The sequence below is a fragment of the Campylobacter concisus genome (assembly GCF_015229965.1).
GTDB classification, from domain to species: Bacteria; Campylobacterota; Campylobacteria; order Campylobacterales; family Campylobacteraceae; genus Campylobacter_A; species Campylobacter_A concisus_BD.
Genome location: NZ_JAAKZB010000025.1, coordinates 1 through 26,974, shown reverse-complemented (window position 1 = coordinate 26,974; position 26,974 = coordinate 1). Strand labels below are relative to the sequence as shown.

21 protein-coding genes, 1 tRNA gene and 1 pseudogene are annotated in these 26,974 nt (G+C 38.7%); 5 read left to right on the top strand and 18 right to left on the bottom strand.

From position 1 onward, the window contains the following. Positions 1–632 precede the first annotated feature (632 nt). The 6 genes from G6W43_RS09230 to G6W43_RS09205 are packed head-to-tail and all read right to left on the bottom strand — an operon-like array spanning position 633 to position 8,854. On the bottom strand, positions 633–1,292 hold the full coding sequence (locus G6W43_RS09230; RefSeq protein WP_149711845.1) for a M48 family metallopeptidase: 660 nt from the start codon (positions 1,290–1,292) through the stop codon (positions 633–635). Beyond that, on the bottom strand, positions 1,285–4,359 hold the full coding sequence (locus tag G6W43_RS09225; protein ID WP_194169658.1) for a type I restriction endonuclease subunit R: 3,075 nt from the start codon (positions 4,357–4,359) through the stop codon (positions 1,285–1,287). The genes G6W43_RS09230 and G6W43_RS09225 overlap by 8 nt, the downstream gene beginning before the upstream one ends. A 17-nt stretch (positions 4,360–4,376) precedes the next feature. Then, entirely contained in the window at positions 4,377–5,618 is a 1,242-nt protein-coding gene (locus G6W43_RS09220; protein ID WP_196779719.1) for a haloacid dehalogenase-like hydrolase, read from the bottom strand. Between the two features lie 2 nt (positions 5,619–5,620). Then, complete coding sequence (locus G6W43_RS09215) at positions 5,621–6,781, bottom strand: restriction endonuclease subunit S (RefSeq protein ID WP_149711847.1); 1,161 nt, start codon at positions 6,779–6,781, stop codon at positions 5,621–5,623. After that, on the bottom strand, positions 6,778–8,268 hold the full coding sequence (locus tag G6W43_RS09210; protein WP_149711848.1) for a type I restriction-modification system subunit M: 1,491 nt from the start codon (positions 8,266–8,268) through the stop codon (positions 6,778–6,780). Before G6W43_RS09210 ends, G6W43_RS09215 begins: the two co-directional genes overlap by 4 nt. Before the next feature lies 1 nt (position 8,269). Next, positions 8,270–8,854 (bottom strand): restriction endonuclease subunit S, encoded by a 585-nt coding sequence (locus tag G6W43_RS09205; RefSeq protein WP_103598527.1) that lies wholly within the window; start codon positions 8,852–8,854, stop codon positions 8,270–8,272. Between the two features lie 364 nt (positions 8,855–9,218). On the opposite strand from G6W43_RS09205, the gene G6W43_RS09200 reads away from it, so the two are divergent. The 3 genes from G6W43_RS09200 to nifB are packed head-to-tail and all read left to right on the top strand — an operon-like array spanning position 9,219 to position 11,711. After that, positions 9,219–10,079, top strand: coding sequence for a substrate-binding domain-containing protein (locus G6W43_RS09200; RefSeq protein WP_021086458.1), 861 nt, complete (start codon positions 9,219–9,221; stop codon positions 10,077–10,079). Further along, positions 10,072–10,884: a 4Fe-4S binding protein gene (locus G6W43_RS09195; protein ID WP_194169656.1), complete on the top strand. Its 813-nt coding sequence runs from the start codon at positions 10,072–10,074 to the stop codon at positions 10,882–10,884. The genes G6W43_RS09200 and G6W43_RS09195 overlap by 8 nt, the downstream gene beginning before the upstream one ends. Next, a complete protein-coding gene (gene nifB, locus G6W43_RS09190) occupies positions 10,884–11,711 on the top strand; it encodes a nitrogenase cofactor biosynthesis protein NifB (RefSeq protein ID WP_194169655.1) in 828 nt (275 codons plus the stop codon). Before G6W43_RS09195 ends, nifB begins: the two co-directional genes overlap by 1 nt. A gap of 394 nt (positions 11,712–12,105) precedes the next feature. Here the strand turns inward: nifB and G6W43_RS09185 are convergent, their stop codons facing one another. The 11 genes from G6W43_RS09185 to fliW form a co-directional block, all read right to left on the bottom strand. Next, the gene (locus G6W43_RS09185; protein WP_194169654.1) at positions 12,106–13,455 is read right to left on the bottom strand and encodes a sensor histidine kinase; all 1,350 of its coding nucleotides are present in this window, start codon (positions 13,453–13,455) and stop codon (positions 12,106–12,108) included. Then, a complete protein-coding gene (locus G6W43_RS09180) occupies positions 13,439–14,098 on the bottom strand; it encodes a response regulator transcription factor (RefSeq protein ID WP_194169653.1) in 660 nt (219 codons plus the stop codon). The genes G6W43_RS09185 and G6W43_RS09180 overlap by 17 nt, the downstream gene beginning before the upstream one ends. Positions 14,099–14,139: 41 nt before the next feature. Beyond that, complete coding sequence (locus G6W43_RS09175) at positions 14,140–14,763, bottom strand: hypothetical protein (RefSeq protein WP_194169652.1); 624 nt, start codon at positions 14,761–14,763, stop codon at positions 14,140–14,142. A 44-nt stretch (positions 14,764–14,807) separates the two neighbouring features. After that, positions 14,808–15,293, bottom strand: coding sequence for a PepSY domain-containing protein (locus G6W43_RS09170; RefSeq protein ID WP_194169651.1), 486 nt, complete (start codon positions 15,291–15,293; stop codon positions 14,808–14,810). Positions 15,294–15,564: 271 nt separating this feature from the next. Next, positions 15,565–15,639 (bottom strand) — tRNA-Asn (locus G6W43_RS09165). 110 nt (positions 15,640–15,749) lie between these two features. After that, positions 15,750–16,277 carry a ribosome hibernation-promoting factor, HPF/YfiA family gene (gene hpf / locus G6W43_RS09160; protein WP_004317788.1) on the bottom strand — a complete coding sequence of 176 codons (528 nt, stop codon included), beginning with the start codon at positions 16,275–16,277 and terminating at the stop codon, positions 15,750–15,752. 80 nt (positions 16,278–16,357) lie between these two features. Further along, complete coding sequence (locus tag G6W43_RS09155; RefSeq protein ID WP_194169650.1) at positions 16,358–16,807, bottom strand: type II secretion system protein; 450 nt, start codon at positions 16,805–16,807, stop codon at positions 16,358–16,360. Beyond that, entirely contained in the window at positions 16,807–17,766 is a 960-nt protein-coding gene (locus tag G6W43_RS09150) for a prepilin-type N-terminal cleavage/methylation domain-containing protein (RefSeq protein ID WP_194169649.1), read from the bottom strand. Before G6W43_RS09150 ends, G6W43_RS09155 begins: the two co-directional genes overlap by 1 nt. Next, on the bottom strand, positions 17,763–18,407 hold the full coding sequence (locus tag G6W43_RS09145) for a type II secretion system protein (RefSeq protein ID WP_194169648.1): 645 nt from the start codon (positions 18,405–18,407) through the stop codon (positions 17,763–17,765). Before G6W43_RS09145 ends, G6W43_RS09150 begins: the two co-directional genes overlap by 4 nt. After that, positions 18,401–22,735, bottom strand: a complete 4,335-nt coding sequence (locus tag G6W43_RS09140; RefSeq protein ID WP_194169647.1) for a hypothetical protein — start codon at positions 22,733–22,735, stop codon at positions 18,401–18,403. The genes G6W43_RS09145 and G6W43_RS09140 overlap by 7 nt, the downstream gene beginning before the upstream one ends. A 53-nt stretch (positions 22,736–22,788) precedes the next feature. Next, positions 22,789–23,172 (bottom strand): flagellar assembly protein FliW, encoded by a 384-nt coding sequence (gene fliW / locus G6W43_RS09135; protein ID WP_012140104.1) that lies wholly within the window; start codon positions 23,170–23,172, stop codon positions 22,789–22,791. Positions 23,173–23,284: 112 nt separating this feature from the next. Between fliW and G6W43_RS09130 the strand changes: the two genes are divergently transcribed. Together G6W43_RS09130 and lon are read left to right on the top strand one after the other, a co-directional pair. Next, the gene (locus tag G6W43_RS09130; protein WP_021084369.1) at positions 23,285–23,932 is read left to right on the top strand and encodes an outer membrane protein assembly factor BamD; all 648 of its coding nucleotides are present in this window, start codon (positions 23,285–23,287) and stop codon (positions 23,930–23,932) included. 8 nt (positions 23,933–23,940) lie between these two features. Then, positions 23,941–26,358 (top strand): endopeptidase La, encoded by a 2,418-nt coding sequence (gene lon, locus G6W43_RS09125; RefSeq protein ID WP_148824842.1) that lies wholly within the window; start codon positions 23,941–23,943, stop codon positions 26,356–26,358. A gap of 341 nt (positions 26,359–26,699) precedes the next feature. Here the strand turns inward: lon and G6W43_RS09120 are convergent. Continuing rightward, positions 26,700–26,974 (bottom strand): annotated as a pseudogene (locus G6W43_RS09120) (methyl-accepting chemotaxis protein); the annotation flags it as partial.

The following is a 26,974-nucleotide window of genomic DNA, read 5'->3' as shown; positions in this document are numbered from 1 at the left end:
AATTAAGTATTGCCGTATAAACCCTTTTAATCAAAACCTTAAGTTTTTTTCAAGCAAAGATGATTTCTCCAATATTGAACTTTCTCAAAATGAACTTAATAAAATAGAAATTTTAGGATACGTCATAAACATTTTTAAGAACTATCAACCTAAATATATTGAAGAGTGATTTTAAAAATTTATTTTCTCTTTACTTGTCTGGGGTTTGGGGGCTTGCCCCCATGTTTTAAATAAAAGTCCAAATTTTGCTTTAGCAAAATTTGGTTTACCTATTGTCTATTGTTTTTAGCTCTTTTTTCAAAAAGACAATGGTATCCCTTCCTTTATACTTTCGTAAGTGTAATATATTTTTTAACAATAATGAACGGCTAATTATAATTTTTATATAATTAATATATAGTAAATATCATAAAGACCTATTAGATGATAAAAAAGTATTTTATAGAGTAATAATGTATTTACTTTAGATCATAAGGTTCTATTATTTGCTGAATATTATTGATACAATAGTCCTGGTGAACCCACCACCTACTTCACTAACATTACAAGATCAAAATTTTTCGTCTTTTTTATTTAAATTTTAAAATATTTTTAAAATTTAAAAATAGAAAAATTTAAATATCCCCAAATTTCTAAGTTCTCTCTAAAATTTCCTTTCGTTTTTGCCAATCAGGCATATAAAGCGTTAGATAGTCATAAAATTTCTTTGAGTGATCAGGACAGAGAAGATGCACTAGCTCGTGAAATACAACATACTCGATACACGCTTTTGGCTTTTTGATAAGCTCTGTGTTTAAATTTATATATGATTTATATGGATTGCAACTCCCCCATCTCGTCTTCATCTGCCTTATTTTTACGCTTTTGATATCTTGTTTTACTATCTTGTTAAACTCTTGCAAGATGTTAAAAAAATATAACATCGCCTTTTCATAATACCACTCATAAATCAAATTTTCTTTTCGCTTTATGTCGCTTTTATCTTTTACGAATAGCTCTAGATAGCCCCTTTGTAGCTTTACGCGCTCCTCTTTAGACTGCACCACTTTTAGCCTATAGCTTCGCCCAAGATATTTAAAATCCTCGCCGCTTACGTATTCTTTTTGTGGCGTCTTAAATGAGGCAAAAAACGTGCGCTTTTTCGCTATCCACTTGGCTCTTTTTTCTATGATAAATTTTATATGCTCATCGCTTGCGGCTTTTGGCGTGGTTAATATCGCTTCGCCATTTGGTCTAACTTTTAAAGTGATATTTTTTACGTCTTTTCGGACGATTTTTACGCCTTCAAGCATAAAAACTTATCCCTATGCCTCGGATAGTTTGGTAAATTTTCTCATTTTCATTGATAGAAACGCCGTATTCGTCCTCTATCTCCCAAAGAGCGTCTTCCATCTGGCTTGTTATCTCGTTTTCTACGTCTTTATTTTTGTGCCATTCCGGTTTTTTTGAGGCTTTTTCGTAAATTTCATAAAATTTCAGGCTCAAATTTTTAGCTACCACCTCGACATCCGCAAGCCCCACATCGCACAAAATATCAAGCAAATTATCATAAATAGCAAACAAAATTTTCTTACCATTAAATTCTTTTGGATACCTGTCTTCATTTGGTTTTAAAGCACCTGTTATGAGGTCTTTTAGCAGTTTTGCTTTGGCAAGTTTTTCCTCTTCGCTTAGCCTTTTTGCTTTATACTCGTCGATGATATCTTGTATTTGCTGCGCTATTGATTTATAAAACGCTGGATTTGAGTCCATTTTTTCTTTTACCACCGCGCTTACGGCGCTGATGATCGTATCAGCCTTTGCATTTTTGCCCTCGACCCTTTGCACCTCATCGTCAAATTCCGTCTCAAAGATATTTACGAGCTTCGTAAGCTCATTGACCCCTTGTGCATTTACGTAAGTATCGAGCAGCTTTTGCATCTGCGCTTCGTATTTGCCAAAGTCGCAAGCCTCGTGATACCTTAGTTGCACAGTCTTTCTTAGCTCGTTGTAAAATTTAACTCTTTGCTTATAAGTTTTGATCTCCTCTTCGCTTAATATGTCATAAATTTTCTCGCTTGAAAGCGCTAGTTTAAACGCCCTAGCAAACTGTGATAGCCACTCTTTAAAGTCATCTCTTTTTTGCACGTCCTCTAAAACCGCCACGTAGCTTTCCAAATCATCTTTAAATTTCACACTACTAAAAAGATCATCCAGATGAGTATAGTAGGTCTTAGCCTTTATGATCTCGCTTCTTACGTCTATCACGGCTCCAGTTATATCCTCCGGGTCAAAGCCGCTTAGCGACGCATAGCTAGTAAGCGCCTCATCAAGCTCGCCCAAAAGCCCTCTATAATCAATAATGTAGCCATAATCTTTTCCGTCATAAAGCCTATTTACTCTAGCTATTGCTTGGAGCAAATTATGCTCTTTTAGCTGTTTATCTATATAAAGCGTACTTGCTCTTGGCGCGTCAAATCCAGTTAAAAGTTTATCCACGACGATGAGTAAATCTATCTCGTCGCCATAAATAAATTCATCCTTCACATGTTTTAGGTACTCTTCCTCGCTGCCGTAGCCCCTTATAGTATCTTGCCACGCCTTTGCGACATACTCTTTATGCCCGCCCTCAAGCTCCTCGTGCTCGTTACTTGATATCACATAAGCACTTTTTATCTCTCCAAATTCTTCAAATATCTCATGATATTTTATAGCGTCATATTTTCTTTGCGTTGCCAGCATCGCCTTAAAGCCACTTTTTTTCAAAGTCTTTTTGATGTGCTCATTTATATCCACAGCTATTAGCTCCAGCCTTTGCTCGCTTGATGCAACGCGCTCAAACCTCGCCCACTTTTGCTGCAAGTCCCTTTTTGCTTCATCGCCAAGCTCTCTTGATATGAGATCAAATTTCCTAGTTAGCCCCTCAGGGTCTAGCACCTCTTGACCCACATATCGCCCTTCATAAAGTAGCGGCAAGACGGCTCCGTCTTTTACAGCGTCATCTATCGTATATCTATGAATTTCTCCGCCAAATTTAGCAAAGCTGTTTTTCTCACGCTTTAAAAGCGGCGTGCCAGTAAATCCTATATAACAAGCAAGAGGCAACGCCTTTTTCATAGCCTTATGCAGATCGCCGCCTTGCGTGCGGTGGCTCTCATCCACTAGCACAAATATATCGCTATCTCTTATCACCACCTTTTGGTTTTGCACTTTTTCAAATTTATGTACGAGCGTAGTTATCACGCTAACCCCGCTTTGTAGCTTTTCTATCAGATCGCTTCCGCTACTTGCTCGTCCTGCTTTTACGTCCGTGTTTTCAAAGGTTTCGTGTATCTGCCCGTCTAGATCTATCCTGTCAGTTACTACGATGATCTTTGAGTTTATATAAATTTGCTTTAAAAGCTTTGTTAGCATCACCATAGTAAGCGACTTGCCGCTTCCTTGCGTGTGCCAGATGAGTCCGCCCGCTCTTACGCCGCCCTTTACCATTGATACTCTCTTTAGCGTCTCTTCGATAGCGAAAAACTGCTGATAGCGGCAAACTTTTTTCATCTTTTGATCAAACAGTATATAGTGCCTAACTAGCCTTAGCAGCCTATCTTTAGATAGTAGCGCAAAGAGCGTCATATCAAGCGCGCTCACCTCTCTACCATTTATCAAGCTCTTTAAGCTCTCTTTTGCTTTCGCTTCGTCTTGTTCTTTCCACACGCTATAAAATTTAAACGCCGTGCCAGTTGTGCCATATCTTGCCCCACTTCCGTTTGCCGCGATAGTTAGCTGGATGTATTTAAAAAGGTGTGCTATCTCATCTTTGCCCTGCTCTTTTTCAAGCTGCTTTATGCCGTTTTCAAGGCTCACGCTTGATTTTTTAAGCTCGATCACGACTATTGGTATGCCGTTTATAAAAAGCACAAGATCAGGCCTTCTGTGCTTTTGTGCGTCGCTCTGGCTTACTCTGCTTACTTCAAATTCTTCAGTCACGTAAAAGTCGTTGTTTTGTAAATTTTCAAAGTCTATAAATTTAAAAGAGAAGCTCCTTTTTGTGCCGTCTTCTAAGTTTTCCTCCAAACTGGTGCCAAGCAAGAGTAAATTCGTGATCCTTTCGTTTGCGACCATTAGCCCTTCGTTTAAAGATATCCCAGCTAGCTCATCAACCGCCTTTAAAATACTACTTTGGCTAAATTTATACCTCTTGCCCTTATACTCGTAGCCGTTTATCTCGCCAAGCTTTTGGGTCAAAATTTCCCTAAACAAAACCTCGCTTGTTTTACCGCCGCGAAGTTTTAAATTTTCCTCCCTACTTACAAATTTATAGCCCAAGCTTTGAAGTAAATTTATACTGTTTTTCTGGATTTTGTTTTCTGAAGTATCTGGGGTCATTTGGTATCCTTATTTGACTAACTTCTCTTTAAAGATTTTTTTACAATTTCATTATTATCGTATTTATTAGTATTACTAATATCATTCAATAAAAACCTCAATGCCTCTTTAGTCTCTTCATCTATCTCATCTTTTTTAAAGCGTATAACAGAGAAAAAATCATCATCTAACTTATCAAAACTCTTCTCCAGTAAATCCGCAGTGTGCTCATTTTTATTTTGATTTAATTTCGCTATTTTAGCTGTTCCAATATAATTCCCATTATTCCATATATAAAACGAGGTTTGATATCTGTGGTCATCCCATGAATATTTTTTTAAATATATTTTATTTGTTTTGTTAGTATCTTCTAATTTAAATCCTTCCGTTTTAAGAACACTTAAATAATATTGTTTATCCCTTGCTTGATTATTGGATTTTTGTATGTTTTTTTCTACAGTATTTTGCTTATTATATATTTGCAATTTTCCATTTTTTAAATTTAAACTAATTCTATCTATCGTAGATTTTATAATAGCATCTATCTCCGATCCGTCAGTATAGTCAGCTTTAGCAATATAATTAACTCTATTTTGCTCCAAAAGAGTTTTGGCAGTCTCTTTATTTTCATCATAAACAGCAATTGAAGTTCCACCATTAGTTTTTAGTAACTTCATAGCTGGAACATCGGTTTCTCCATCACCTATGTATATCATATTCTCAAATAAAATACGTCTTTCATTCTCTGGTATATATTTATTAATTAGTTTATTGTCCCAAGCGTTAAGAATTCCTTTGCTTATCCTGTATAAATATTGAGTTTTTGTCGTATAGTTAATTGCCAAAGCTGGCCAAGTCGGTTTGCCGTATTCATCATACATAAATGATGACGCATAAATATTTTTAAATTTATTCGCTATAGTCGTTCCATCGATCATTTCTTTGGTGCCTGATGATACTATATAATGCTCAATCGATATCCCCTTTTGTACAGCATAATCATTAATCCTTTCAAAAAACTCTTCCACACCGTTAAAGTATTTAACAGTTTTACCGTGTTTGCTAAGCTCCTCTCTTGTAATTTTTGCACCAGCACCATCTGCTTTTGTCACAATCAAATACATATATGACAATATCTCATCCATATTGTTTTCTTCAGATAGTTCCTTTACGTTGTTCCAAAAATCTTCTTTTTTTATACATAGTGTTGTTGGTATAAAAGAATTTTCTTGTATATTGCCTCTTGCTAGTGTTCCGTCAAAATCATATGCGATTGCCATTATTACATTGCTTTTTTCACATAACATGTTCTTATTTCTCCTTTTAGTAGTTTTTGCATCAAGCCTTGTTTTTGTTTTTTCAAATTTTCCAGCTTTAAATTTAGTAAATTTATCTCATCATCGCAAGCCGTTAAAACCTCTGCGATTTTTTGTTGTTCTTTTAAATTTGGGAGTTTTATTTTCATATCTTTAAAGTCTTTGGCGTATAAATGTATTATCGTAGTGCCTTGTGCATAAGAAGATAGTTCTTTATTTTTTATATTTGTTATGCAGTAGGCTACAAATTTACCATAAATATTGTTTCTTTTTTTTCTTAATATATTTATGTCGCCGCCAAGTAAAACATCATTTTTAAGAATTACCGCTGCTATAGCTATATCTATTGAGCCTGTCGTGGTTGATGACGGAATTAAAATATCATCAAATTTAGATTTGATACTTCCTTGAAAATTTGTTCTACTCTTTACATTTTCAATAATTTCATCATACGTAGTATAAAGCTCACCATATAAAACACATTCAAATTTGCCATTAGTATCCAACATTTCTTTTGACAAACCTTGTCCTTTTTTAAATTCAAAAAGCTCGCCAATGGTCACTTCTATCCACTCGTCTTTGAACTCAGGGAAGCGGACTTTGGCTGTGAGTAAATTTTGCATAAGAGCTTTTTTAAACTGCTTTTTGCTTTCTATCAAATTTATAGTTAAATTTATAGCCTCATCCCAAGTAGATAAAATTTCTGCTATCTTTTCTTGCTCGTCTAATGGCGGAAGCGGGATTGTTTGTGCATGTATATCATTTCTGTTTAATGTTGGAACGCCAGAACCAGCACTAAATCTTGCTAAATTAAGGTTGATATACATATAGTAGATAAATTTGGGATTATTGTCGTAAAAATTTGTAACCCACAGCGAAGTATTATGTGGCCAATAATCCTCCTCAACATATACTACTTTCCCAATAGTCCCAGATCTTCCAGTTATAACGCCTGGGCCTTTAGCTTTAAATTCATTATGAAATCTCAATATGCCGTTAGAATATACTACTGGATATAAACCTTCTTTAATATTGTCGGTTGGCAAATCATATCCTCTTTGTAATGGCGCAACCTTTTCAAGCTTCACGACCTTCCACCCGCTCGGTAAATTTTTAAATTCGCTCATAACCCAAGCTCCGCAAGATACTCGCTCATCTTGCTTTGAACGCTTTTTAGTTCGGCTTCTAGGCGTGAAATCTCAGCCTTTGTAGCCTCGATATCTACAAGCTCTTCTTCTTCAAAGGTATCGACGTAGCGAGGGATGTTTAGGTTGTAGTCATTTTCTTTTATCTCACTAAGGCTTGCTAGGTGGGAGTATTTTTCTATCTCGCTTCTGTTTTTGTAGGTAGCGACTATCTTTTTGATATTTTGCTCGCTTAGCGTGTTTTGGTTTTTGCCTTTTTCAAATTCTTTGCTAGCGTCGATAAATAGCACGTCTTCGTTTGCACGGTTTTTCTTAAAAACGAGTATGCAAGCAGGGATGCTCGTGCCATAAAATAAATTTGCCGGTAGTCCGATGACGGCGTCAAGTAAATTTTCTTCGATCAGCTTTTGGCGGATCTTGCCCTCATTTGCCCCGCGAAATAGAACTCCATGTGGAAGCACGACGCCCATTTTGCCGTTACTGCCCAAGCTTTTTATCATATGCACGACAAATGCGTAGTCGCCCTTGCTCTTTGGCGGTAAAGCATAGCTAGCAAATCTCATAAAAGGATCGTTCCCAGCAAAATCAGCACCCCATTTATCAAGGCTAAAGGGTGGATTTGCCACGACTATGTCAAATGTCTTTATAAGGTTGTCTTGTAGATGAAGCGGGTTTCTGATCGTGTCACCCCACTCAATGACAGCGTCGTTTATCTCATGCAAAAACATATTCATCTTGCAAAGTGCGTGAGTTTGTCCATTTTTCTCTTGTCCGTAAAGGCGGAAATTTTTGCTACCGACCTCTTTTGAAGCCTTGATAAGAAGCGAGCCAGAACCGCAGGTAGGATCGTAGATCATATCGCCCTCTTTTGGTTCAACCAGTTTTGCAAGAAGCGCCGAAACCTCGCTTGGCGTGTAAAACTCTCCGCCCTTTTTGCCAGCGTCGCTCGCAAAATGAGCTATAAGATACTCGTATGCGTCGCCTATTATGTCGTTGCCCTCAAGCATAGATGGGCGAAGATCTAGCCTAGCGTCGCTAAAATCCTCGAGCAAATTTTTCAAGATAGCGTTTCTCTCTTTTGTGTCGCCAAGCTTGTTTTTGTTATTAAAGTCGATGCTTCTAAAGATACCTTCAAGCTTATCTTTGTTGTCCTCTTCGATCTTTTCTAACGTTTTGTTCATTATCTCGCCTAAATTTACCGCCTCTTTGTGTGCCAAAAGATACTCAAAGGTGCAACTCTCATCAAGCTTAAATTTCTCTTTCTTTAGCTTTGCTTCGATCCTCTCGTTCTTGTCACCGTATTCGGCTCTTAGCAATTCAAGCTTTTCTTTATAAAAATCAGATAGATACTTAACAAAAAGCATCGTTAAGACATAGTCTTTATAGTCGCTTCCATCCATTGTGCCGCGAAACGTGTCGCAAGCCTTCCAAACTACGTTATTTATGGTATCTTGAGTGGTCTTTTGCATCTTAGTTCTCCTCTTTTATTAAATTTTCAAATATGCTTTTGTGGTATCTTTGCTTTTGAGCTACTAAATTTCGTAAAATTTCGCTCTCCTGGCGAGCTAAATTTAGGTATTTTACTATCTTGTTTTGAGTTTGCAAATTTATGGCTGGTATTTTTATGTTATTTAAGCTTGCAACGCCAATCATCGCTATTGTAGTGCCTGAAACATCTGGTGCAAGGGCTCTTTTAACGGCGCTGCTGTTTAGATAATGCGCCACAAAACGCGGATCAAATATGTCGCTTTTAACCCTTATGCGAACCATTAAAGATGAGTAGATAAGATCGTCATAATCTTTGTCTATATAAACGGCGAAATTTGGCTCTCTAAGGCGCAACAAAACATCGCCATGGCTCACTTTATACTCCTCGCTTATTTTTTCACTTGATATGAACTCATCGGCAAATGTGTCATCAAAAAGTGCATTTTCATTAAAGGACTTTAGCGAGACTACTTTATAGCTAAATTTCTTATCTACATTTTTATCCGCCTTTTTGCGGATTAAAACTAGACCAGTTTTTATCTCAGATATGTCGCTTATTTTTATCATTTCAAGATGCCCCTTTCTGTATTATTTTAAAAATAATACTAATGATTTTATGAACGAAGTATATCAAAAAATGTAAAAACTGACAATACATTTTTATATTATTTATAAAATAATACATCAAATTAATGATTAAAATATTAATTATTTTTTAAACAATAAATTTACCCCTGTGCTTTTTAAATTTATCTCGATTTTAAGCTAGCAAGTTGGCTATAATCACTCAAATTTAGATTGCGGTCGCAATTTACATTTGCATAAATTTACCTTCAACTACCATTTTTGCAAATTACAAAAGTCAAATTTCACAAGTTTCGCGTGCCGAAAATATCAAATTTACATTTCTTAAATCCCAAAAGGAGATTTCGTGGAATTAAAACAAACCGGTATATCACGCCGTGGCTTTTTAAAAGGTGCTTTAGCCACAGCTGCTGCTGCCACGCCACAAACGATGCTGGCTGGCTTTACGCCATTTAAGTCTGACTCGCTTCAGGTTTGGTCGTGTGGAGGTCTATCTGAAGCATTTAATGAGCTAAACGCCATTTACGAGTCAAGAACAGGGCACAACATTCAATACACTGGCGCTTTTGCTGGCGCTCTTGGCAAGTCGCTTTTAGCACTTCAAAGCACGACCGAGCTCTTTGGAGCAAGGGTTTTGGAGCTTTCTAAAAAACTTCGCAAAGCTGGTCTTAGCCTTCATTTTAGACCGCTATGCTTTACTGACTACGTCCTAGTCGTGCCAAAAGGTAATCCTGCTGGCATTCGCGACTTAAAAGACCTTGCTGAGCCAGGAGTTAGAGTGATGTTGCCTCTTAGATCATCGCCCCCTGGCAGTGGCCCAGTCAAAGGGATCTTAAAAAACTCAAACCTCACTGATGCGGTGATGAAAAACATGGTCGCAAACGGATCATGCGTCATAAATATGATGTGCGATCTAGTTGATGGTAAGGGTGACGCTTCGATCATCGAAAAGCGCCTAACAACGCATGATAGGTTTAAAGACAAGATCGAGTATATGCCCATCGATGAAAAGCTCATCCCGCCTGGACCGCTCACTTTTACACTAAATATAATGAAATATGTAAAAGATGAAAGGCTCGCAAATGACTTTGCAGACTTTGTTTGCGGCACTGAGGGGCAAGAAATTTTTGAAAAACATGGCTTTACCTCCATTTATTCAGCGCGTGGGCTAGAGCTTATAGAAAGGTTTGGTGTAAAAGATGTGTAGTAGCTGTAATAGCGCATGCTCTAATAGCAGTGCATGCGGCAATGTAAATTTAAAAAAGAAAAGCAAAAACTCTCCAACAACAAAGATAAGACGCCTAGTACAGCTCATCTTTATAGCAGGCATCGGTCAATGGGCGTATTACGGCATTTTTAGATGCCCTTTTGTAGTGCCTTTTGTAAATTGCCAAAACTGCCCTATCATCACCTGTTGGGGGCGGATCACGTCGCTGTTTTTTGGATTTTGGCTATTTATCCCAGCGCTTGTCATCCTCTTTGGCAGGGCATTTTGTGGTTGGGTCTGCCCAGCAGGCTTTGTCAATCAAATGCTTGGTAAATTTGCATTTTTCAAGCTAAAAATTCGCAGCAAAAAGCTAATATTCGCTCAAATAGGCATGCTAGCTACAATAGCAATCAGCCTTTGGGTCTATTTCGTTTGGGGCAATCCTCGCATGATGATACCTATAAGAACGAGCGATGAGTACCTAACTGCCGTTACTTTGTCACTTCGCTTTGGCGAGTGGGAGTGGGTCACACGCACGGCGATCATCATCTCAGTCATGCTAGCCTCGCTAATCGTAGCCAACCTTTGGTGCCGCTTCGTCTGCCCATCAGGTGGCGTGCTTGAAATTTTGCGTAAATTTTCGATCTTTCGCGTCTATAAAACAAGTGCCTGTGACGACTGCGACGCATGCTTGCGCAAGTGCGAAATGGGGACAAGACCTGATGAGATAAACTGCACAAACTGCGGAGACTGCCTAAATGTCTGCCATGCAAATGCCATTAAATTTGGAAGGAAAAAGAGCTAATGATCTTTCGCACCAAAGCTGATCTAGATAACCACCCATGCTTTAACAAAAAGGCATCCGCTAGCTACGGACGCGTGCATCTGCCAGTTGCCCCTCACTGCAACATCCAGTGCAACTTCTGCAACCGCATATATGACTGCGCTAATGAAAATCGCCCTGGCGTAACGGCAAAGGTGCAAACGCCAGATGAATCGGTGAAATTTTTAGAAAAGCTCTTTAAATTTAGACAAGATATATCTGTCATCGGCATCGCTGGACCTGGCGATCCGATGTGCGATGCTGACAAGACGCTAGCGACCTTTGAAAAGTGCAAGTTCCACTTCCCAAACGCCCTGCTCTGCCTCTCGACTAATGGCTTAGCGCTACCTGAGCACGTTGATGAGATCGTGCGCCTTGGCGTGAGCCACGTGACAGTGACTGTTAATGCCGTGACGCCAGATGTTGGCTCAAAGGTCTATTCGTGGGTGAGATATGAGGGTAAAAACTACTACGGCAAAGAGGCTGCTAGGATACTGCTAGCGCGCCAGGATGAGGGCATCCGCAAGCTAAAAGAGGCTGGCATGCTAGTAAAGATAAACACCGTAGTCATCCCTGGGGTCAATATGGATCACGTCCAAAGTATCTCAGCAAAGGCAAAGCAGTGGGGAGCTGACATAATGAACTGCATGGCGATGATACCGGTACATGACACGCCTTTTGAAAATTTAAAGTCCCCCTCAACCAATGAGATCCACCGCATACGAAGATCAATAGGCAGTGATATAAATCAAATGACGCACTGCAGTAGATGCCGCGCTGATGCGTGCGGGAAGCTTGGCGAAAGATAATGATAAAAGGCACTAAATTTAGTGTCTTTTTTTGCTTTTTGCTTTTTAGTTTGTAGCTTGCGTGGTTTGTGGCTTGCGACACGCGTGCTTTGCAGCTCATAGCTCTTGGCTAAATTTTGTAAAGCTTGCTAGATATCAAAGTTATAAAAGGCATAGAAAAGTGCGGTTAATTCGTAGTCAAAGTGTCGAAGTGGCGAAAATTTCTTTACATTACTTTGCAAAACATCTTTTTACAAACTCTTTTTAAGCTCTTTAAATTGGCTTAAATCAGACATCTTAATACTTTGCTCAATATTCATCTATTTCATAGCCTTGATAGTTTTGTGTGAAATTTAAATTCGCTCTTATATTTGTTTTACTCTTGCGTAAATTTTATCTAGCAAACTGCTTAAATTTATACTTGCTTTAAATTTACAAGTTCAAATTCTGCCCAAAATTTGCTCCCAGCTCCTGCTTCACTTTTTACGCCTAGCTTTGCGCCGTGAATTTTAGCTATATTTGCAGCGATGGCAAGACCAAGACCACTGCCTCTGTTTTGGCTTTTGTTTCTTGAGCTTTCAACTTGATAAAATTTATTCCAGATTAGCTCGCTATCTTTTTTAGAGATGCCTAAGCCATCGTCTTTTACAGACAAAAGTGCATGCGTTTTTGTGAGGCATAAATTTAGCTCAACTTTGGTTGTGGCAAATTTTAGTGCGTTGCTTAAAAAGTTATCCGCCAGCCTTGATATCATCAGCTCATTGCCTAAAATTTGGGCATCTGGTGCTATATCGCAGCTAAATTTTAACCCCTTTGCACTTGCTAGCTTCTCATAGTCGGTAGCTAAATTTTGCAAGATAGAGCTTAAATTTATATCTTTTAGCTCCAAATTTCTGCCAGCTTCTAGCTTCGAGAGCTCCAAAATTTGATCTATCAGCGAGGTGATCTTTCTTGACTGCCTAGAGATGACCTCCAGCGACTCCTTGGCCTCGTCCAAATTTTGCGCATAGCTCGCAGCGTAGTCGCTCTCAGCCATGATGACAGATAGTGGTGTTCGTAGCTCGTGCGAGACGTCTGAGGTGAGCTGTTTTTCGCTTTGATAGACCTTTTCTAATGAGTCAAGCATCTGATTAAAAACGCTTGCAAGTGCGTGCAGCTCGTCTTTGCCAGCAGGCAGGTCTATACGCTTTGAAAAGTCACGGCTACTACCTATCTCAAGGGCAGTTTTAGACATCATAGCGACTGGCTTCATCGCGTTTTTTATCGTTTTATAGCCACCGTAAAGCACAAAGATAAACAAAACCGGCACAAAAACGCCAAGCGCTAGTAAAAATAGCCCCTCTTTTTTAAAAAAATTCTCCGCATTTATCACGCCTCTGACCCAGACCTCTTTGCCTTTAGCTGCGATATCGTAGTAGTAAAAGCGGTTTTCGCCGTTTTCAAAAAGGCGCACTGCACCACTGTTCATTTTAAGTGAAATTTGAAAGTGTTTTGGTGCTAAACCACCTATCACATCGCCTTTTACGTTATATTTTATAAAAAATATCCCATCATCGTATGGCTCAAACTCATCCATATCATTGGCGATCTTGGTGACTGATTTGGCTAGCTTTTTTTGGCTCACATCCTCAAAAATCTCATCCGCCACGACCGCAGAGATGGCAATAAGAGCCGCTACGATAACGATGATAAAAAACGAGTACCAAAGCGTTACACGCGCCGTTATCGGGATGTTTGCAAACGCTTGCTTAATCCTTAACAACATAGCCAAGCCCTCTTTTAGTCTGGATCACCTCGCACTCGCTAAGCTTTTTTCTTATGTTTTTTATAAGCACGTCGATGACGTTTGAGCCACCTGTGTAGTCAAAGTCCCAGACGTGCTCTTTGATCTGGTCGCGAGTTAGAATTCTGCCCTTATTTAGCATCAAAAACTCTAAAATTTCATACTCTTTGCCAGTGAGCTCTACCCGCTCGCCGCTAAATTCGACTGACTTTTTAGAAAGGTCGATCTTGAGCTTGCCTGCGCAAATTTCACTAGCCACGTTGCCGCTGTTTCGGCGAATGAGCGTGCGCACCCTAGCTAGCAGCTCCTTAAAGTCAAATGGCTTGACCAAATAATCATCCGCGCCCGCGTCAAGCCCCTTTACAACGTCGTCCACATCGTCTTTTGCCGTTAGTATCAGCACAGGGGTCGCTAGCTTTGCGGTGCGCGATCTTTGCAAAAATGTAAGTCCGTCCATCACTGGCATCATCAGATCAAGCACGATAAGATCGTAGTGCGCGACGGCGGTAAAGTCCATCGCCTCCTCGCCGTTAAACGCGCTATCGACGCTATATCCATTTTTCTTTAGGTGCCTTGTGATGACGCTATTTAGGTCTATTTCGTCCTCGACGACTAAAATTTTCATCTTTGCCTTACCTACCTCACTTGGTTTTGCCAGCTATTTTATCAAATTTGGCTTTTTATTTTTAGATTTAAAATTTCGCCATTTGCTGCGCCTATCTTAAAATCATATAAAAAGCCGTTAAATTTAGCCCTTGCGTCATAAAAATACTCCGTGCAAAATGTGCCAAAACTTTGCTTTTTAGCTAGATAGATCGGCAAAAACTCCACCTCTTCTGGCTTTGTTTTTAGACGCTCTAAGATAAGCTCTTTAACTCTTTCTGGCAAGATGCAAGCCACTCTTTCAAATTTTGCCTGCTCTTCATTTATCTTTGATAGCTTCGCCCTTTGCGCCTCGTCTTTTAGGCAGTTTGAAGCGTTTGATAGCCACACTCCAGCCTTGCCAGCGTAGATGAGCGCACCCGCTACACCTTGAAGCGAAAGCTCAAGCGCATTTTTAAAGAAATTTTGAGCTTTGTATTTCGGAGCTATTTGGCTTAAATTTTTATCTAAATTTTCAGGACTTTGCTCGCTCTCTCCTAAATTTTCATAACTACTTTTATTAGCACCAGCCTCGGCATTTTTGTTTAAATTTTCTCTCGCGCTTTGGCTAAAATTTTCGTTCAAATTTTTCTCTAAACCCTGCTCGCCAACGTTATCGTTTAAATTTTGCTCTAAATTTTCACTCATCTTTTTCACCTTTATAAAATTTAACGCCCAAAAAGGGCGCTAGATCACTTTGTATAGTTGCCGATTATCTCGCCATTTTGAGCGTTTATGATCACTTTTTTCTCGCTCCTGTCGCGCTTAAGCTCTACTTTGTATATCCAAGCACCATTTTTATTATCAAGTTCTGCCTCATCAAGGCTCCAGCCAGCCTCGAGCGCTTGAGCTTTAGCCACAGCCTCATCGATGCTAAGAGCAAATTTTGTAAAATCTACCGCTTCGATTGGAAGTATGTGTTTTTTATTTTTATTCTCTACTTTAACGATCTGACCGCTGTTAGCATCGATCTTGATATCTTGTTTGACGCCGTCTTTAAAAGACTCTATCTTATAAAATGTCACGCCCTTTTTGACGTTCATCTCGATATCTTTGACGCTTGAGCCTGGGAAGTTTTTCTCAGCTATGTTTAAAGCCTCTTTTGACGTGATGGCTGCTTGCAAACTTGTTGCTCCTAAAATTGCTGCTAAAACTGCTGCACCTAGTACCTTTTTCATTTTTAATCCTTTTATTTTTGATTTCCAACTTTCGTTTGGATGAGCGCATTATAAAAGCCTAAAATGAAGCTAGGATGAATGAAGGAAAATTTATTTTAACTTCGACTAAGGCCTAACATATAATCATATTTTGACAGCAAATTAGAACGATATAATTTCAAACAACAAATAAAGCCGAGGGGAAGTAAAGGAAAAAATATAAAAACCAAGAAACTTAAAGTTCTTGAAACATCGTTAAAATTGGAATTTGAAAAGAATATATAAAAAGAAATGGCTCCGGATGCTGGGTTCGAACCAGCGACCAAGTGATTAACAGTCACCTACTCTACCGCTGAGCTAATCCGGAACACTTAAAAGAAGTCGTATTATAGTTAGCAATCATTTAAAAATAGCTTAAATAACTAAAGAATAGAGAATTTATATTAAAAATCAGCTAGGGGCAAAGCGCCCCTAGTTTTAGTATAGACCGAAAGTTCCGTCTGTTCTTTTGTAGATGACGCGCATTTTGGCATCAACATCGTTAAATACATAAAATTGTTTATCGCTTGATTTTAGTTTATCAAGTGCCTCTTCTACCTCAAGAGGTTTGTAAATTTCAAGCTCCATAGGCACGATCTCCTCGACACCTTCGATCTTTTCTTCGCCTATTCTAGAGCGAAATTCTTTATCATCAGCCTTACCTTTTACTGTAAATTTCTTATCATGCTCTCTTCTTAAAACTTTTGAAGCCTTTTCGATAGCAAGATCAATCGCCGCATAGAGATCTTTATCTTTTTGGCGGACGACTATCGTGTCTTTGTGAGCCATATTTAGAGAAAATTCTGCATTAAAGCCCTTTTTACCTTGCTTTTCGTCTGCTCCTACTACGCATCTTGCTGAGATGATGTCAAGGTTGTACTTGCCAAGGGTGTCAAAAGCGTCTTGGATGTAGTTTTTGATGGGCTCTGTTAGCTCAAATTGTTTTCCTACAATGCTTATGTTCATCGCAATCTCCTTTATAGAAAGTAAGATGATTATAACACGACGAAACTAAAAGCAAATTAAAGTAAAATATTTATAAAATTTTAAAGTTTCTGAAGAGTTCGTTTGTGAAAATTTATAGGATTTGAGGCTTTTCCTGGCTTTGAGCTGACAAAGACATCGAGCATTATCGTGCCTTGATTTGTTCCTTTTACTATCACAGCATCTTTGTTTTTGCAAGCATCGCCCATATCGCCAAAGTATTTTACAAATACTTTAAAGGTAAAAAGATCGCCAAATTCGCCACTTATCGGATTGTCTTCACTTGCATTTTCGCTTTGATTCCCTAGACAAGTGGTGCTAAAGTCATTGCTTATGATAGCTAGCATAGCATACTCAGTCGCTGCACGGGCTACTAGCTCGCTTTGCTCTCTTAGATAAATTTCGCTATTTTGTTTAACTGAAGTGCTAGCGATCGAAAGAGCTAGCATACAAATAGAGCTTGCGATCACCACAAAAAATATCGCTGCAATGAGCGTAAATCCTCGCCTCATCAATAAACCGCCTTTGACTTACAGATGGTTATCTCTGAGTTTTTTGCCCTCATACAAAGTTTTAGTACGATGACACCATTTTTTTCAGTAAAGACAAACCTCGTAACGTTTTTGGCAAGGGTTGCCTTTTCGCCATTTTGTTTATATTTTTCTCCCATCCATGGACGATAGTCGTAGTATAAATTTAGATCAAAGACGCCGTTTGCCGCATCTTTTGGATCAGCGCTTTGCTCTGGCACTATGGCATTTGCTGTGTAGGCTAGATGATACTGCTCTGAAATTTGTTTGTTTGCAAAACCAGAAATTTCTAGCGTGTTGCCATCAGTGCTTTTTACGCCAACTTTTGCTATGTCTAACTTTGTAATATCACCCTTGTATCCAAAAGAATCTTGCACATTGTAATAAACATCAGAAAATATCGCTACAACGCCGCCATCTTTTTTTGTGAAATCAACACAAGTGGCATTTGTATCTTCCCTGCAAGTTAGATCTTTTATGGTTTCAACAACTTCGGTAGAAAAATTACTTCCAGGACTTATCAGACCAGTTGCTGGTGAGCTTTTAGCAAGATCTGCGTAGCCACTGTATCTGCCTGCTTTTCCGCCCTGCTCTATGACATGGTCATTAGCATCAAGAGATATAACGTCATTAAAAATTTCATACGCATAGGGGATAAATTCTAAAATTTCATACTTAGCATCTAAATTTACTCTATTATCGTTTAGCGCCAAAAAAGCTCCATCAGTTTTTCTAGCAATCACGCTTGGCTTTATGCGGTGCTCTAGCCTCTTTGAAATTTGCTCCAGTGCGATTTCTGTTTGCGTTTCGAGCTCATTTACTGTCTTTGTTTGAAAGTAGTTTGAGTAGATGTTCATTATCGCATTAAAGCTCATCATAGCGATGATACCAAGTACGACGATGACGACTACAAGCTCAAGAAGCGTAAAGGCTCTTTTCATTTCCACGCTTTCGTATTTAGCGAGCCGCCCTCACCTAGGTTAAAAGCATAAGCTCTTAGCACTGACGTTGTCTCTTGTTTTGTGTTGTTTTTATATGAAGTAGCAGTTACTATTATCTCTTTTACATCGCTGTTATCTAGCGCTAAATTTGGCTTAAACCAGCCCTTATCCTCGCTAACACTTACCTCGTAGTCTGAGCCAACTATATAGTCTCTGCTTTGATTTGCTGTATTTAAATTTTTATTTTTTGTTTTGTAATAATCCACAGACCTCACTGCCGTATCAAGCGCTAGATCTGATGAGTTTGTATAGGCAAAAACTCTATGCCCATCGCCTGTTATTTTGTTTATCTTATAAAATTCGTTTCTATGATCACCTGGCTTTAGGATGATAGGGAAAAAGTAGGCCGTCTCAGCGCTACTGCCGCCAATGTTTGTTGAGACTTTGATGACCTTGTCGCTAAAAGGAGCTTTTAAGATAAGTCCCATGTAGGTCTTGGCATTCATCAAGCTCTCTTGTGTAACTGCCTTTTGATTTAGCTCAGATGTGGTCTTTAGTACAAGCGGTATCGACGTGCTGATGATCGCCACAACGACTATCGAGAGGATAAGCTCTATAAGAGAAAAGCCTCTTTTTACCAAGAAATTCTCCTATTTGTCTTATCGCTTAGATCGTTAAAGTTGTTTTCGCCGCCTATGACATTTCCTACGTCACCTTTGCCAGAGCCACTTTTTAGGGTCTTGCCAGCCCAGTCGCCATTTGGCACGAGAAATCTCACTGTGAAATCATTTGTCGCCGCATCTTTATCAAATTCATTATATATGAGCCAGTTTTTCGTATGCATCTTGGCTATATCCGTAACTGCTCGGTTATTTTTTACATAAATGTAGCTGACGCCGTCACTAAGTGCTGTCTCTTTGGCTGTATCTCGCGTAGTGTGATTTGAAAAGCTGTAACTATCGACATTGCCATAACTAGCATCGTGAAGAGGATTTACATACCATGAGTGCGTACCTGCAAACTCCTCCCAGCGAGCGCTTGATCCTGGTTTTTGCAACATAAATTTACTCTCGTCGCAACCATTGCAATACACTCCGTAGTAAATTTTTGCCTTAAAGCCAGTGTTTGGTCCCTCATAGTAAGGCGCGTATGTCCTAGCGTAGTAAAATTTTGCCGATGTTTTCCTAGATGGTTTTAAGTATTGACTACCTTTTGTTTTATTTATGCTATTTTCATCTTCGGCTAATTTTGTAAAAGTAAATATATCGCTTGTTACCTCAAAAGGATTTTTGGCTACATTTTTTTCGCGCTTGAAGTTAAATTTGAGATCTATCTCAGCTGTGCCATCACTTCTAAAAGCCTCTTTTTTTACCATATAGCCGCCGTCATGAGGCGATGCTTTTAGCTTTTGAACAATCGCATTTTGATCAGTAGTACCAAAAAATAGTATCTCGCTATTTAGCTTTTTAACACCATCTTCATCATTGCTTAATTTTGACCCATTGTTGTCTATGTAGTTAGGTATGATATCCCCTACTTTTATATTAAAGACAGCATTACTTGCATAGCAGCCACTTTTATAAAGATGCGCTGTGTTGTCGCCAGAAGCTCTTGGATTTTCATTAGACAACATTGCTTTTACTTTAAATTTTAATGTCGGAGACCATAAAGTTTCCTCATTTGAGATATATGAAAAGTCACTTGATATGATCTCAAAATCACTCACATCAAGATATTCTGGGATAAAATTTAGTTGATTATGATTTTCTTCAAACACTATATTACAACCTATCCTACCCATACCATCTGGATCATGACTTGGATTATTTGGATCTATTGATAAATCATTATTGTATAGATCCAGTGGATTATTTCGGTTTTTCCTAGAGTCTCTACTATACGATTTTACGCAGTCATCTCCATGATTTGTATCTTGATCCACACTTGTATAAACTGAGTCCATAGCGTAAAAATTTGTATCTCCGATGTCTGAGAAAGAAAGTCCTACCTTGTTAGTGCTAATATTTGTAATAACTCCGATAGCCTTATTTGGATTGTTAAAGCTTATCTCAAATTTATTTTCTCTACTATCCTTATCTGACAGATCTGCTGGTAGAGTGCAGCCAGCAAATACCTTGGGCAGTAGTTGCGCTCCATCACCAGCCTTTATATCGCTACTTGCAGTACTTATAAATCCTTTTGTAAGATCCCCTTTAGCATCATAAGCTCCAATTATAAAATCAGTATGACTTTTACCGCCTATCATAGGGCCATTAGGCGAATCATAAATATCAAATTTAGCTGGTCTAACAGCAAAAGTATCAAAGTCTTCGCATTTTTCATCAGTTAAATTTGTAAGCTTATTAAGATAGCTAAGCTTTACGTGCAGAGCTGGATATGGTATCGGCACTGTTACACTTTTTGTAAGGGTGTGTGTCGCGGTAGTAAAATTATAAATTTTTTCAGGTATGACAGAATTATTTGAGCTACAATCAGTCACTAGCTTTAACGTCACGTCGGTATTTGAGTCAGGTGCCTTTAAAGCCCCGCTAGTCTTATCATAGTTTGATATCGTGATATCAAAAGGCTTGTTTGCTATCTTTGTAAAAAGTCTATTTTTAAAATTTGGACCTGCGTCATCTGCTTTACTTCGCGGATAGAAGTTATTTTCCCCTTCATTAGTTACCGTTAAGTTGTAGTTTTTAGGCACACATTCATTTATCTTGCCTTTATATTTTATGGTCTTACCAGCGATAGTACTTTCATATTCAGCTTCATAGTCTATCTTACGATATTCAGAATTTGCACCTACAGTCCCTACAAATCTAATATCCGTTGGATATCGATATGATCTTTCTATTGTACCACCTTGAGAGCTATTAGCGTCTTGGCCGACGTAATACCTTAGATTATAATCACTTAATTTCTTAAAATAATGCGCTCCATTATCGTCCATAGGGCATGCTACGGTTGATCCACTAGGTTTAAAAATTTCCGTACAACCAGATTTATCCACATAGCTCATAAATTTAGGATCAATGTTGACTTTTACTTGAACTTTTCGTGCATCTTCGTTGCCTTTATTTTTTATAGTAGTTAATACTTTTATCAAGGTTCCAGGTTTTACTGAAGTAGTACCTTGGCCTTCCTTAGTTACATTTTTATCATCAATATATATAGTTCTACCTTCTGCATTTTTACCTTCCTTGGTAATAAAAATCTTTTCTTCATAACAAACTTCAGGGTCATAAAGTATCGTTGAAAACCCAACCATTCCGAGATTTATCCTATCGCCTTGGATATTGTCACCTATCTTTTCAGCCTTTACGTTAAACTTAATATCAACCTCACTTTGCCTATGTGACATGAAATTTGATATATCAAATATATCTAGATCCATCATTGCATTATATTTTTTATTTACATTGGCAAGTTTGCCAAATCTCGTTATAGATGAGTCAAACTGATTGTGTTGTAAATTTAATCCTGACGGAGATGCGGCAGTAAAAAGACTCTCGAATGGACCATCTTTCTTTTTTATCATTATATCTTCACCTGTGATCTCTTTGCGTCCACCAAAACCCATAAATGCCAAACTAGAATCTATAGTTCCAGCAGATGGAGTAAAAAAGTCTTCAAATTTTAAATTTATCTCTGTTTTTTGTGCACTTTGTAATACCTTATTTCTTTCGACATTAGGCGAGATATTTGCCATACCACTATAGATATTAACATCCCTTGGTTTTATTTGTTTTGCTTCGCCAACCTTGTCACCAAAGTCATAGACTATGACTAAGCTCCAACCACCAAACTGAGATGGCACATAGCTATATATCCAGCCTCCATCAGCATATAAAACCGCACCATAAGATAAAGTTAAAGTCCTTGTCTCGTTACTTATAGTCACATTGTAGTTATTGTTCCTAGATAATTTAAAAATAGTTGATGCGATGTTGCCAACTGCAAATGTCCTGCCAGCCTCAGTTGTACCAAGGCTATCTTGTACTAATTTAGTTACATCAGCACTTGCTTGATAGACAAAGTACGATGCGCCACTTCTTGCGCCCAGATTTGATCTATGAGGTACATTGGGGTCTTCATAGCTAGGGTGAACTGGTTTTTTATAATTCCCGCTTGATTCCCCACACCAATTTGCATAGGTAGTATCATTTGGGTGATCTTTGTGATAGCAGTATGGATAGTAAGTATCTCTTGGCACTGAGTTTTTATTATAAGAAGTAAATGAACTCTCCCACTTGATATCATTATAATCAGCTTTTACAGTGTATATTCCTTTTGGTGTTTTAAATTTAACGCTTGAGTAGCCAAAAATATCTTCAAATAAATTCTTTAGTAGCTGGTATTCTGCGGTTCGTTCACCATATATGGCACCGCCCCAGTAGAGTCTTGCGTATTTTATCTTTTTACCATCTATATTATTTCGTTCAAATTCACTTTTATTTTCAAATTTAAAAGTCGCGCGAGATGAGTTTTTAAATCTCCTACCAGCCAGGCTCGACTCTTCATTGACATATGCCTTTTCAACAATCTGAGAGGTTTCAACTAAAGGATCTCCTCCAGCAGCACTTGCCTTTGGATCAAAGTTATAGCCAAGTACCCTTGGCATGATGACACTGGCTCCTATAACGTCCATATCGCCAAAAATTCTTGTAAATTTATCTTGCTTACTAAGTGTATTGTCTGGATTGTTATTATCAAGATATCCGTCTAGTGTTACTGATTGGCTATTATTTGAAGTTGGATCTGATGGATATACCACCCATGTATTTTGAGCACCAGTAACACAATGCTTCATGCCATCAAAGTCGATCTTGCAAACTTTTCCGTTACAGCTTGCAGTTTGCTCTGCGGAGCACTCACCGACACTAGCTGGCAATACAAGAGCATCAGGATCAGCATCACCAAAAACATAAATAAAAGAAAATAGGAATAAAAAAAGAATTTTCAAATTACAATCTCCTTAATGTAATTAGAGCTAAGAGCTCTAAACGTCCTTGTTTGTTATTTTTGTATGAAATTTTCTATCATTTCAGCTTGTCCGTATTGTGGATATTTTGTAACGTCAAGCACTACTTGAGATAAAGTCATATTGTCCATATTGCAAACGATAGGAGCTACGAAATTCACGGTTGATTTTTCAAGAGGGAGGGCAACTACGATGATGTTGTAAATTCTAAGTTGCGAACTCTCTTTGATATCCATAAGCTCTTCATAGTAGCTTGGGATGTCAAATTCATAACTTCTTAACGCAAAAGGATTTATCATTGTAAAAGATGTTTCGTCATCTTTGCTCGCTAGCTTAACAAAAAATTTATCGAGCTCAATAAGTTCCATCGTCTTGATATGCTCGAAGCCTAAAATAGGGCTTTTAACACTAAAAATCATACTAACTCCTGTTTTGTAAAATTGCCTTATTTTAGCATAGTTTTAAAAAATTTATACAAAAATAATGCCAAAAAATGTAAAATAAGCGAATTTAAAATTTTTAAGGAAAAGCATGAAAAAATTTTCTAAATTTCTAGCAGTCGTAGCTCTTTTAGGGCTTTTTAGTGGTTGTGCTGAAAAATACACCGAACTTTACAATCTAACTCCAGATGAGTGGTACGCTCAGGTCATCGCTGACATCAAAGATGGCGATCTGGAGTCAGCTGATAAACACTATGTTTCAATGGCTAGCGAGCACGTTGCAAGCCCACTTTTGGAGCAAATTTTACTCATCCTTGCCCAAGCTCACGCAAATGACGAAGAGTATCTCATGGCAAACCACTATCTTGATGAATACATCAAAAGATACGGCGATAATGGTCCAAAAACAGAATTTGCCCAGTACCTAAAGATAAAAGCAAATTTTGACTCATTTACCCAGCCAAACCGCAACCAAAAGCTCATGGAAGATAGCGTAACCGAGATCGAGAAATTTCTTTATATGTATCCAAATACCGAGTATAAGCCACTTATAGAGACTATGCTTATCAAATTTAAATTAGCGCTTTACTTCTTAGATATGCAAATAGCAGATCTTTACAAGAGAACTGGCCGTGACGTTTCGGCTAAAATTTACGAGCAAAAGCTAGAAGAGTCGCCGTTTAAAAACTCAGACCTTATCAAACCTGACGTGGCATGGTATAGAAAACTGTTTGAATAGGAGAAATTTTGCAAATAAACGAAAACAAAAGCTTCCCAACTGAGATCCCTATCATAGTTGAGGACGAGCTATTTTTATATCCATTTATGATAACGCCGCTTTTTTTAAGCGACGAAGAAAATTTAAAAGCGCTTGAGCTTGCCATACAAGGAGAGACGCCGATCCTTGTCGTGCCTACAAAGCCCCAGCAAGACGGCGCTAGAGACTTTGACGGCATCTATGACGCAGGCGTGATCGGCACAATAATGCGCCGTGTGCCTCTACCTGACGGACGCGTAAAAGTGCTATTTCAGGGCATCGACAAAGGTAAAATTTTAAAACAATCAGGCATAAACCCACTCCGTGGTATCGTCGATATGCTCCACGTAAAGCGCCCATCGCAGGTCAAAACTGACGCTCTCATCGTAGTTTTAAGAGAAAAAGTAAGAGAGCTTTCGCAGTTTAGCCACTTTTTCCCGCCTGATCTTTTAAAAACGATCGAAGAGAGCGCTGAGGCGGTCAGGGTTTGCGACCTAGTCTCAAGCGCGCTTCGCCTAAAAAAACAGATCGCTTATAGCTTTTTTGTCGAAGAAAATTTAGAGCAGCGCCTACTAAAGCTCATAGACTACGTCATCGAAGAGATCGAAGCAAACAAGCTTCAAAAAGAGATCAAAAATAAGGTTCACTCAAAGATCGACAAGACGAACAAAGAGTACTTTTTAAAAGAGCAGCTAAAGCAAATTCAAGCTGAGCTTGGAGCGGATACGAGCCGAGAAGAAGAGCTTGAGGAGTACCGCAAAAAGCTTGATGCGAAGAAGAAATTTATGGCAGAGGACGCCTATAAAGAGATCAAAAAACAAATAGATAAGCTCTCTCGCATGCACCCAGACTCAGCAGACGCAAATACCTTACAAAGCTACCTTGACTGGGTACTTGAAATTCCATTTGAAAATGTAGCTAAGAAAAAGTCATCTATCGCCGAAGTGAGCAAGCACCTAAATGCCGACCACTACAGCTTAGAAAAGCCAAAAGAGCGCATAGAGGAGTATTTTGCCTTGCGTGAGCTTTTGGAGCTTAGAGGTGTTGGCGAAAAGGTAAATAACGGCGCCATTTTATGCTTTGCAGGCCCTCCAGGCGTGGGCAAAACAAGCCTTGCAAACTCGATCGCAAAGGCGCTAAAGCGCGAGCTAGTCAGGATCGCTCTTGGCGGACTTGAGGACGTAAACGAGCTAAGAGGCCACCGCCGCACCTATATAGGCGCTATGCCAGGCCGCATCGTGCAAGGGCTCATAGAAGCAAAGCAGATGAACCCAGTGGTTGTTTTAGACGAGATCGACAAGGTTGGCAGAAGCTATAGAGGCGATCCGACCGCGGTTTTACTTGAGATTTTAGACCCAGAGCAAAATAATAAATTTAGAGACTACTACCTAAATTTCAACATCGATCTTAGCAAAATCATCTTCATCGCCACAGCAAACGACGTGAGCATGATACCAGCTGCACTTCGCGACAGGATGGAGTTTATCGAGCTTAGCTCATACACCCCACAAGAGAAATTTGAGATCGCTAAAAAATATCTCTTGCCTCAAGAGCTTAAAAAGCACGGCCTAAAACCAAGCGATGTGCTCATAAGTAAAGAGGCACTTGAGCTAATCATCAGCGACTACACAAGAGAGAGTGGCGTGCGAAATTTACGCCGCAGGATCGCTGACATACTAAGAAAAGTCGCCAAAAATATCCTCACCAAAAAGAATGAAGGCAAAATCAGCGTCACGGCTAAAAATTTAAAAGAGTTTTTAGAAAAAAAGGTCTATGAGATCGAGCCAGCGGATAAAAAAGATCAGATCGGCTTGGTAAATGGCCTAGCGTGGACGAGTGTCGGTGGCGACGTGCTAAGGATCGAGGCTATCAGGATCCAAGGCAAAGGCAACATGCAGATCACCGGTCAGCTAGGCGACGTGATGAAAGAGAGCGCCCAGATCGCATTTAGCGTCGTAAAAGTGCTGATAGATAACAAAAAGCTAAAAGTGCCAATGGCTATCGTGCCAAAGCTAGATGACGACAAGCACAAGCTCGAAGCCAGCGACGTTTATAGACGCTACGACCTTCACTTGCACGTGCCAGAAGGTGCAGTGCCAAAAGATGGTCCAAGCGCTGGTATCACGATGGCGACAGCGATCGCATCAATACTAACTGACACAAAGGTCAAGCACGATATCGCAATGACTGGCGAGATCACGCTAACTGGCAGAGTTTTACCTATCGGTGGGCTAAAAGAGAAGCTGATCGCCGCACACAAAGCTGGCATCAAAACAGCTCTAATACCTCGTAAAAACTATGACCGCGACCTTGTCGATATCCCAGCCGAAGTAAAAGCTGATATGAAGATCATCGCAGTTGATACGATCGATGATGTGCTAAAAAACGCTCTTGTAGCTAAAAAATAATCTTTCTCTAGCCCCATTTTCTCTCACTTGGGGCTAAAAAATTTATAAATTTTTACGATCCTAAAATCTACACAAAAAGCCATATAATGCATAGAAATAATTAATAAATTCAACAATATAACGCGGAAATTTCTAGTAAATTTTATTCATAAGCCAGTAATTTTAACAGCTAACTCTTGCGAGTAAATAAAATTTTAAAATTTTATAGATAATTCTTGAGTGTTGATCTTAAAATTTGTTTGAAGTTTCTTATGTGTTAAATTTAATTATCTAGTCTAAATTCACATAGCCCTCTAGTGCTTTAGAGAGCTATGCTTTGTATTTAATTGTAATGGTTTAGTTTAGAATTTCTTCTTCCTAACCTCTTCAACTATGGCTTTAGCCATCTCATCTACTTCTGATGTGACTTCGTTTGCTTGGTTAGCAATTACAACATTCTCTTTTGTTAAGTGATCTATTTGAGCAACTGACTCATTTATCATATTTATGCCTTCACTTTGCTCTTTTATTGATTCACTCATCTCATTTATTGATTGAGCTAGGACATTTGTATTTGCTTCTATCTCACCTAGAGATTTTTGAGTTCTCTCAGCTAGTTTTCTAACTTCATCAGCCA

Excerpts from the sequence above, each read along its gene's own strand:
- hpf (WP_004317788.1), bottom strand. The coding sequence starts at position 16,277 with ATGAACATAAGCATTGTAGGAAAACAATTTGAGCTAACAGAGCCCATC.
- G6W43_RS09210 (WP_149711848.1), bottom strand. The coding sequence starts at position 8,268 with ATGCAAAAGACCACTCAAGATACCATAAATAACGTAGTTTGGAAGGCT.
- G6W43_RS09185 (WP_194169654.1), bottom strand. The coding sequence starts at position 13,455 with ATGTTGTTAAGGATTAAGCAAGCGTTTGCAAACATCCCGATAACGGCG.
- G6W43_RS09220 (WP_196779719.1), bottom strand. The coding sequence starts at position 5,618 with ATGGCAATCGCATATGATTTTGACGGAACACTAGCAAGAGGCAATATA.
- fliW (WP_012140104.1), bottom strand. The coding sequence starts at position 23,172 with ATGATTTTTAGTGTTAAAAGCCCTATTTTAGGCTTCGAGCATATCAAG.
- G6W43_RS09205 (WP_103598527.1), bottom strand. The coding sequence starts at position 8,854 with ATGATAAAAATAAGCGACATATCTGAGATAAAAACTGGTCTAGTTTTA.
- G6W43_RS09195 (WP_194169656.1), top strand. The coding sequence starts at position 10,072 with ATGTGTAGTAGCTGTAATAGCGCATGCTCTAATAGCAGTGCATGCGGC.
- G6W43_RS09150 (WP_194169649.1), bottom strand. The coding sequence starts at position 17,766 with ATGAAAAGAGCCTTTACGCTTCTTGAGCTTGTAGTCGTCATCGTCGTA.
- G6W43_RS09170 (WP_194169651.1), bottom strand. The coding sequence starts at position 15,293 with ATGAAAAAGGTACTAGGTGCAGCAGTTTTAGCAGCAATTTTAGGAGCA.
- G6W43_RS09180 (WP_194169653.1), bottom strand. The coding sequence starts at position 14,098 with ATGAAAATTTTAGTCGTCGAGGACGAAATAGACCTAAATAGCGTCATC.
- G6W43_RS09130 (WP_021084369.1), top strand. The coding sequence starts at position 23,285 with ATGAAAAAATTTTCTAAATTTCTAGCAGTCGTAGCTCTTTTAGGGCTT.
- G6W43_RS09155 (WP_194169650.1), bottom strand. The coding sequence starts at position 16,807 with ATGAGGCGAGGATTTACGCTCATTGCAGCGATATTTTTTGTGGTGATC.
- G6W43_RS09215 (WP_149711847.1), bottom strand. The coding sequence starts at position 6,781 with ATGAGCGAATTTAAAAATTTACCGAGCGGGTGGAAGGTCGTGAAGCTT.
- nifB (WP_194169655.1), top strand. The coding sequence starts at position 10,884 with ATGATCTTTCGCACCAAAGCTGATCTAGATAACCACCCATGCTTTAAC.
- G6W43_RS09225 (WP_194169658.1), bottom strand. The coding sequence starts at position 4,359 with ATGACCCCAGATACTTCAGAAAACAAAATCCAGAAAAACAGTATAAAT.
- G6W43_RS09175 (WP_194169652.1), bottom strand. The coding sequence starts at position 14,763 with ATGAGTGAAAATTTAGAGCAAAATTTAAACGATAACGTTGGCGAGCAG.
- G6W43_RS09230 (WP_149711845.1), bottom strand. The coding sequence starts at position 1,292 with ATGCTTGAAGGCGTAAAAATCGTCCGAAAAGACGTAAAAAATATCACT.